This is a genomic window from Streptomyces anatolicus (assembly GCF_019400875.1).
GTDB classification, from domain to species: Bacteria; Actinomycetota; Actinomycetes; order Streptomycetales; family Streptomycetaceae; genus Streptomyces; species Streptomyces anatolicus.
Genome location: NZ_WMBF01000309.1, coordinates 1 through 7545 on the forward strand (window position 1 = coordinate 1; position 7545 = coordinate 7545).

Sequence of the window (7545 nt, forward strand, 5' to 3'; positions counted from 1 at the left end):
GGCTTGGGGGACGTGGCCCGGAAGCGGGCCACTGTCCCGTCGTCGCTCCAGCGGTGCAGGCCCGCCTTCTCCAAGGCGCGGACGGAGGCGGGGTTGGCGAGTTCGACCTCTGCGTACACGGTGGTGACCTCCGGCGAGGTCAGGGCGTGGGCCACAAGCGCCCGGGTGGCCTCCGAGGCATAGCCGCGGCCACGACGCGAGGCGACGACGCCGTAGCCGATCTCCACCGAACCCTCGCTCGGCGGCCAGAGCAGGCTCAGGGAACCGACCACCAGATCGCTCTCGCGTTCGATGATCAGCCGATGACCGTGCGCGCCGGGGTCGTCGGAGCCTCCGGAGCCATCAGTGCCGCCGGAGGCTCCGGCGATCTGCTCGGCGATGACGCCCGCGATGACGCGGTCGCCCTCGGCAGGGAAGTCCCGCGCCCAGCGCGGCGACCGGCGGTCGGCGAGGACGTCGGCGACCTCGCCCCGGCTCCAGGGCCTCAGCAGAAGGCGCTCGGTGGTCAGTTCGGTGGTGAGGGAGAAGACGGAGAAGGTGGACACGCGACACTCCAGGTCGTTGCGATGACGACCGGGCCGCTCGCGGTGAGCCCTGCTTCCTCAGGCTCGCGCGACCCGGACAAGGGCATGCGGATGAAGCGCCTGGCGGGCCATATTCATCAACCTCCCTCGTCACGGCGGATCACACATAGCGAGCGCGGATCACAAAGACCGAGCGCGGATCACGCAGATCACGCTTGACGGGACGCTATCAAACGACGGCCCACCGAGGACCGACTCGCACGATCAAGGGAACATGTGTTCTATTCTGAGGTCAGTGCTACCGAGGAGGCCTCATGCGCTGGGAGAACCTCTCCGGCGGGCCGCGCCAGGCCACTGCGGACCCCGCGCTGTTCGGCGCGGACGCGGTGACGACACGGACCTTCGACACCCCCGAATTCGCGGGGATCACCTTCCACGAGATCCGGGCCCGCTCGATCGTGAACCGCGTGCCGGGCGCGTCCCGCATGCCGTTCGAATGGACGGTGAACCCGTACCGGGGCTGCACGCACGCGTGCGTCTACTGTTTCGCGCGCAAGACCCACAGCTATCTGGACCTGGACACCGGCATCGGGTTCGACAGCCAGATCGTCGTGAAGGTCAACGCCGCCGAACTGCTCCGCCGCCAGCTCGCCTCGCCCCGCTGGCACGGCGACCACATCGCCATGGGCACCAACGTCGACTGCTACCAGCGCGCGGAAGGCCGCTACCGCCTGATGCCGGGGATCATCGAGGCCCTGCGCGACCGCGGCAACCCCTTCTCGATCCTGACGAAGGGCACGCTGATCCTGCGCGACCTCGATCTGCTGCGGCAGGCGGCCGCGGTGACCGACGTCGGCATCTCCGTCTCCGTCGGCTTCACCGACCAGGAGCTGTGGCGCACCGTCGAGCCCGGCACGCCCGCTCCGGAGCGGCGCCTGGACGTCGTACGCACCCTCACCGACCACGGCATCGGCTGCGGGGTCCTGATGGCGCCCGTCATCCCCTTCCTGGGCGACCACCCCGACCAGCTGCGCGCCACGGTGCGGGCCATCGCCGCCTCCGGCGCGACCTCCGTGACACCGCTGGTGCTGCATCTGCGGCCGGGCGCGCGCGAGTGGTTCATGACGTGGGTGGGGCAGCACCATCCGCATCTGGTGCGGCGGTACGAGCGGCTGTACGCGGAGGGGGCCTACGCCCCGAAGTGGTACCAGCGGCGCATCACCCGGCATGTCCACGAACTGGCCGAGGAGTTCGGCATCGGCCCCACGCGCGCGGGTGCCTCCCGCCGGATCCGCGTACCCAAGCAACCGGAACCGGGGCCGGAGCCGACGGCCGGCCCCACCCAGCTCACGCTGCTGTAAGGCTCACCCCGTCTCCAGACGTCGAGTATCCGGCGCCGAGCCTGCTCCTTTCAGGTTGTTCCGCGGCGGAACGCCCGCTTCACGGCGGGCTTTCCGGGACGATGCGCCAGAGGTCGTGGCGTGCACGGCCCCGGACCCTCCGCCCTGGGGAGCCTGATGAACACACGCGCTGTCGCCCTCTGCTCGCTCGCCGCGCTGACCGGGCTTGCCGCCGCCGTGCCGCCCGCCGCGGGCGTCCCGTCCGCCCCGCCCACGGCACGCGCCACGCACGCCCCCCTAGCGTGGAAGGCGTGTGCGACGAAGGCCCTGCCCGCGCTGCAGTGCGCCTCGCTGAAGGTCCCGCTCGACCACGAAGAGCCGGACGGGCGGCAGATCACCCTCGCCCTGTCGCGCGTCCCGCACACCGCGCAGACGTTCCAGGGGCAGCTCCTGGTCAACCCCGGCGGTCCGGGCGGCAGCGGTCTCGGCATGGCCGGATCCGTCGCCAGGGCGCTGCCCGAAGAAGTCGCCGCCCAGTACGACGTGATCGGCTTCGACCCGCGCGGCGTCGGCAAGAGCGAGCCCTCGCTCAACTGCCGCCCCGGGCACTTCAAGCCCGTACGGCCGGACACCGTCCCCAGGACGCCCGAGGCGGAGCAGGCCAACCTCGACCGGGCGCGGGCCTTCGCGCAGGGGTGCGCCTCCCGGCACGGGGACGTTCTGCCGTTCATCGACACGGTGAGCACGGTCAAGGACATGGACGCCATCCGCGCGGCCCTCGGCGCGGAGCGGCTGAACTTCTTCGGCTACTCGTACGGCAGCTACCTGGGCGCGGTCTACGGAAAGCTCTATCCGCACCGCGTGCGCCGGATGGCGCTCGACTCCCTGGTCGACCCGGACGGCGTCTGGTACGAGGCCAACCTCCGCCAGGACCAGGCTTTCGACGCCCGCCACAAGGCGCTCATGGCCTGGATCGCCCGGCACGACACGGCGTACGGCCTCGGCAAGGACCCCGACAAGGTCGAGGCCAGGTGGTACGCGATGCGGGACGCGCTGGCCGAGAACCCGGCGGGCAAGAAGGTGGGCGCCGCCGAGCTGGAGGACACCTTCCTGCCGGGCGGCTACTACAACGGCCTCTGGCCCCGCCTCGCCGAGGCCTTCGCGGCGTACGTGAACGACAAGGACCCCCGCCCGCTCCTCACGGCGTACGAGCGTTTCGGCGCGAACGGCACGGCGGCGGACGAGAACGGCTACAGCGTCTACACGGCCGTACAGTGCCGGGACGCGCTGTGGCCGCGCGACTGGCGTACGTGGCGCGAGGACAACGCGCGCGTGCACGCGAAGGCACCCTTCTCCACCTGGAACAACGCCTGGTACAACGCCCCGTGCGCGTTCTGGCCGACGCACCACCTGAGCCCGCCGGACGTCTCCAACTCCGCGCTGCCGCCCGTGCTGCTCTTCCAGGCGACCGACGATCCGGCCACTCCGTACGGGGGCGCGGTCGCCCTGCACCGGAAGCTGCGCGGATCTCGCCTGGTCGTCGAGGAGGGCGGTGGCAACCACGGTGTCACGCTCCGCGGAAACGCCTGCCTGGACCGGCACTTGACGGCTTACCTGACGACCGGTGAGGTTCCAGGGGCCGGTGTCGAGACCCCGGGAGTCGGCGGTGAGGCCTCCGGGGGCGGCGGTGAGGCCGACGCCGTGTGCGAGGCGCCCGCGGAGCCGAAGCCGTCGCGCGCCAAAGCCGGCTCCACCCGGCCCGGGCGCGGGGCGTTGTCAGTGCCGTGGTCCACCATGGGGACATGAGCCGACTGACCCACATCAGCGCCCCCGAGGGCGTCGCCCCCGCCTCCGCGTACACCCACGTCGTGATGGGCTCGGGCCGCTTCATAGCGGTGTCCGGCCAGTTGGCCCTGGACGAGAAGGGCGAGCTGGTCGGCGAGGGCGACGCGGCGGCCCAGGCCCGCCAGATCTTCGAGAACCTGCGGCGCTGCCTCGCCGCGGCGGGCGCCACCTTCGACGACGTGGTGAAGCTGACGTACTTCGTGACGGACATGGCGCACATGCCGGCGGTGCGCGCCGCGCGGGACGCCTTCCTGGACCCTGAGCGGCTGCCCGCGGCCTCGGCGGTGCAGGTCGTCTCTCTGGTCGCCCCCGAGTTCCTGATGGAGATAGAGGCGTTCGCCGTGGTGGCCGAGTAGCCGCGGGCCTCACCCGGCACAGATGCGCACCCCCGCGCCCAGTAGCCACGGCCTCACTCCGGCAGCCGCGCCAGCGCCGCCGCGGCCGCCGCCGCGAGCCTGGGGTGACCGCACGCCTCGGTCAGGACCGGGCGGGCCCGCCCGTCGCCCAGCGCGCCGAGCCCTTCCACACAGGCGAGCGCGATCTTGCCGTAGGGGTCGTGCGGCGCGAGTCTGCGGCGCAGCGTGGTGATCAGCGCGGGCGCCGACTCCGGGGCGCGCAGCTCCGTCAGCAGGCGCACGGGGTAGAGGGCGTAGGCGACGCGGAGTTCGTTGGTCGCGAGGGCCGCCGCGGCGCGTGCCGTGCGGGGGTCGCCGAGGCGGGCCAGGGCGTGGGCGGCGGCGGCGCACCGCGGGGGGTCCCGGTGGTTGAGGAGGAGGACGAGCGACTCGAAGGCCCTGCGGTCCCCGGCCATGCCGAGCCGGACCGCCACCAACTCCCGCGCCCACAGGGGCTGCCCGGGAGAGACGAGCACCTCGGCCAGTTCGTCGAGGTCACCGGTCGCGACCAGCCTCTCGTACTCCTGCGAGGCCCCCGCCTCACGGCGTAAACGCTCCGTCACCGTCCGCAACTCCTCATCCATGGCGCGAGCCTAAGCGTTGCGCGGCGGTCGCGATGTAGATCACAGAGATCGGGGATCCCGGCGGGCTGGCGCGCTCGTTACTCGGCGGTTAATCTCATGTGAGCGGGGCACACTCCCCGTGAGCACCTCCTCGCGACGGCCTGGTGACGCAGCCGTCGTGGGTGTTAGTCGGTTCGGTATCTCAGTACGGCACGGCTCCGGGACAGGGCCGGTCGGCTTCTCACCAGGCGTGGACCCCCGCCGCTCACCAGGCGCGGATCTTCGCGCCGCCCACCGGGCGTGGACCTTCGCGCCGCCCGGCCACGACACCCGACACCCCCCTCTCCGCACGCCCCGCGACAGCTCCTGTCCGCGTGCGCCCCTCAGTCGTCACTCTCTTCTGGAGTCCACGCATGGACACTCCCTTGAACACGGTCGCCGTCATCGGTCTGGGCACCATGGGCACCGGAATCGCCGAGGTCCTGGCCCGCGCGGGCCGTGAGGTCATCGGCATCGACATCAGCCAGGCGGCGGCCACCCAGGCGGTCACGGCCCTGGAGACCTCCACCGCCCGTGCCGTGCGCCGCGAGCGCCTCACCGAGGAGGAGCGGCGCGGCATCCTCGCCCGCTTCCGCACCTTCACCGATCCGCGCGCCGCAGCCGACGCCGACCTGGTGATCGAGGTCGCCCCGGAGTCGTACGAGATCAAGCAGCAGATCATCCGCGAGCTGGACGGCGTGGTGCGCCCCGAGACGATCATCGCGACCGGCACCAACGCGCTCTCCGTGACCCGTCTCGCCGCCGAATCGGCGTGCCCCGAGCGGGTGTTGGGCCTGCACTTCTTCAACCCGGCGCCCGCGATGAAGCTCGTCGAGGTCGTCTCGTCCGTGCTGACCTCCCCCGCCGCCGTCGCCGCGGTCACCGAGCTGGCGCACGCCCTGGGCAAGGAGCCCATCGCGGTCGGCGACCGGCCCGGCTTCGTCGCCGACGGGCTGCTCTTCGGCTACCTCAACCAGGCCGCCGCGATGTACGAGGCGAAGTACGCCTCCCGCGAGGACATCGACGCCGCGATGAAGCTCGGCTGCGGGCTGCCGATGGGCCCGCTCGCGCTGCTCGACCTGATCGGCGTGGACACCGCGCGCACGGTCCTCGACGCCATGTACGCCGAGTCGCGCGACCGGCTGCACGCGCCGGCGCCCATCCTCAAGCAGCTCAGCGAGGCGGGCCTGACCGGCCGCAAGGCGGGGCGCGGCTTCTACACGTACGCCGAGCCGGGCAGCGCGGAGGTGGTGCCCGACGCGCTGACCCCGCTGGAGGGCGAGCGGCGCGCCCAGGGACGTACCGTCCGCTCCGTCGGTGTCGCGGGCTCGGGGACGATGGCGTCCGGCATCGCGGAGGTCTTCGCCAAGGCCGGTTACGACGTAGTGCTCGCCGCGCGCACCGAGGAGAAGGCCCAGGCCGCCAAGGCCCGGGTCGGCAAGTCCCTGACGCGCTCCGTCGACAAGGGCAGGATGACGGCCGAGGCCGCGGCGAAGACCCTGGACCGGATCACTCCGGCCGGTTCCTACGAGGCGTTCGCCGACGTCGACCTGGCGCTCGAGGCCATCGCCGAGGACCTGGAGGTCAAGCGGCAGCTGTTCCAGGCGCTCGACAAGGTCTGCAAGCCGGGCGCGATCCTGGCGACCACCACCTCGTCGCTGCCGGTGGTGGCCTGCGCCCGCGCCACCATGCGCCCGCGCGACGTGATCGGCATGCACTTCTTCAACCCGGCCCCGGCGATGAAGCTCGTCGAGGTGGTCCGCACCGTGCTGACCGCCGACGATGTGCACGCCACGGTCCGCGAGGTCTGCGCGACCATCCGCAAGCACCCGGTGGACTGCGGCGACCGCGCGGGCTTCATCGTGAACGCGCTGCTGTTCCCCTACCTCAACAACGCGATCAAGATGGTCCAGGAGCACTACGCCACGCTCGACGACATCGACGCCGCGATGAAGCTCGGCGGCGGCTACCCCATGGGCCCCTTCGAGCTGCTGGATGTCGTGGGCCTTGACGTCTCGCTGGCCATCGAGAAGGTCCTGCACCGCGAGTTCCGCGACCCGGGCCTCGCCCCGGCGCCGCTGCTCGAACACCTGGTGGCCGCGGGCTGCCTCGGCCGCAAGACGGGCCGGGGCTTCCGCGAATATGCCCGGCGCTGAGCCGGCCGAGGAGCACCGGGGGGCGCGGGCGGACTGGGGCGGGCTGCTCGGGCCCCCGGGCGGCCCCGTCCCTCGGGAGCACCGCGCCGCGCATATGCAGTACGTTCGTGGCATGTCCAAGGCCGCCAAGTCCTCACGTACGCCCGCTACGCCCGACGCTCCGGAGAGCGCCGCGGGCAGCCGGGCCGCCGCCCAACGGCTCAAGATGCGCAGGGAGCTGGCGGCCGCGGCCATGGAGCTGTTCGCGACCAAGGGGTACGAGGCGACGACGGTGGACGAGATCGCCGCCGCCGCGGGTGTCGCCCGCCGGACCTTCTTCCGGCACTTCCGCTCCAAGGAAGAGGCGATCTTCCCCGACCACGACGACACCCTGATCCGCGCGGAGGCGGTGCTCAACGCCGCTCCCCCGCACGAGCACCCGCTGGACACGGTGTGCCGGGGCATCAAGGAGGTCATGAAGATGTACGCGGCCTCGCCCGCGGTCTCCGTGGAGCGCTACCGCCTCACCCGCGAGGTGCCCACGCTCCGCGAGCGCGAGATCGCCTCGGTGGCCCGTTACGAACGGCTCTTCACCCGCTATCTCCTGGGCCACTTCGACGAGCACGCGCACCACGACGGCAACGACGACCCGCTGCTCGCCGAGGTCGCCGCGTCCGCGGTGGTCACGGCCCACAACCACGTCC

Annotated in this window: 7 protein-coding genes; 5 read left to right on the forward strand and 2 right to left on the reverse strand. The window is 72.1% G+C overall.

Annotated features, from left to right (window positions below; genetic code table 11):
* A partial coding sequence (locus GKQ77_RS23165) for a GNAT family N-acetyltransferase (protein ID WP_308117758.1) occupies positions 1 to 545 on the reverse strand: 545 nt, incomplete at its 3' end.
* A 293-nt stretch (positions 546 to 838) separates the two neighbouring features.
* On the opposite strand from GKQ77_RS23165, the gene GKQ77_RS23170 reads away from it, so the two are divergent.
* From GKQ77_RS23170 to GKQ77_RS23180, 3 genes are all read left to right on the forward strand, one after another.
* Positions 839 to 1885: an Rv2578c family radical SAM protein gene (locus GKQ77_RS23170; protein ID WP_219690852.1), complete on the forward strand. Its 1047-nt coding sequence runs from the start codon at positions 839 to 841 to the stop codon at positions 1883 to 1885.
* A gap of 156 nt (positions 1886 to 2041) precedes the next feature.
* On the forward strand, positions 2042 to 3670 hold the full coding sequence (locus tag GKQ77_RS23175) for an alpha/beta hydrolase (RefSeq protein WP_219690853.1): 1629 nt from the start codon (positions 2042 to 2044) through the stop codon (positions 3668 to 3670).
* A complete protein-coding gene (locus GKQ77_RS23180; protein ID WP_219690854.1) occupies positions 3667 to 4065 on the forward strand; it encodes a RidA family protein in 399 nt (132 codons plus the stop codon). The genes GKQ77_RS23175 and GKQ77_RS23180 overlap by 4 nt, the downstream gene beginning before the upstream one ends.
* 53 nt (positions 4066 to 4118) lie before the next feature.
* On the opposite strand, the gene GKQ77_RS23185 is transcribed toward GKQ77_RS23180, so the two are convergent.
* Entirely contained in the window at positions 4119 to 4688 is a 570-nt protein-coding gene (locus GKQ77_RS23185; protein ID WP_219690855.1) for an adenylosuccinate lyase, read from the reverse strand.
* 392 nt (positions 4689 to 5080) lie between these two features.
* On the opposite strand from GKQ77_RS23185, the gene GKQ77_RS23190 reads away from it, so the two are divergent.
* Both GKQ77_RS23190 and GKQ77_RS23195 read left to right on the forward strand, forming a co-directional pair.
* Positions 5081 to 6862: a 3-hydroxyacyl-CoA dehydrogenase family protein gene (locus tag GKQ77_RS23190; RefSeq protein ID WP_219690856.1), complete on the forward strand. Its 1782-nt coding sequence runs from the start codon at positions 5081 to 5083 to the stop codon at positions 6860 to 6862.
* A gap of 94 nt (positions 6863 to 6956) precedes the next feature.
* On the forward strand, positions 6957 to 7545 hold a 589-nt coding region (locus tag GKQ77_RS23195), incomplete at its 3' end, for a TetR family transcriptional regulator (RefSeq protein ID WP_219690858.1).

Bases quoted from the DNA above. Each gene is read 5' to 3' on its own strand.
- GKQ77_RS23170 (WP_219690852.1), top strand. From the start codon at position 839: ATGCGCTGGGAGAACCTCTCCGGCGGGCCGCGCCAGGCCACTGCGGAC.
- GKQ77_RS23175 (WP_219690853.1), top strand. From the start codon at position 2,042: ATGAACACACGCGCTGTCGCCCTCTGCTCGCTCGCCGCGCTGACCGGG.
- GKQ77_RS23180 (WP_219690854.1), top strand. From the start codon at position 3,667: ATGAGCCGACTGACCCACATCAGCGCCCCCGAGGGCGTCGCCCCCGCC.
- GKQ77_RS23185 (WP_219690855.1), bottom strand. From the start codon at position 4,688: ATGGATGAGGAGTTGCGGACGGTGACGGAGCGTTTACGCCGTGAGGCG.
- GKQ77_RS23190 (WP_219690856.1), top strand. From the start codon at position 5,081: ATGGACACTCCCTTGAACACGGTCGCCGTCATCGGTCTGGGCACCATG.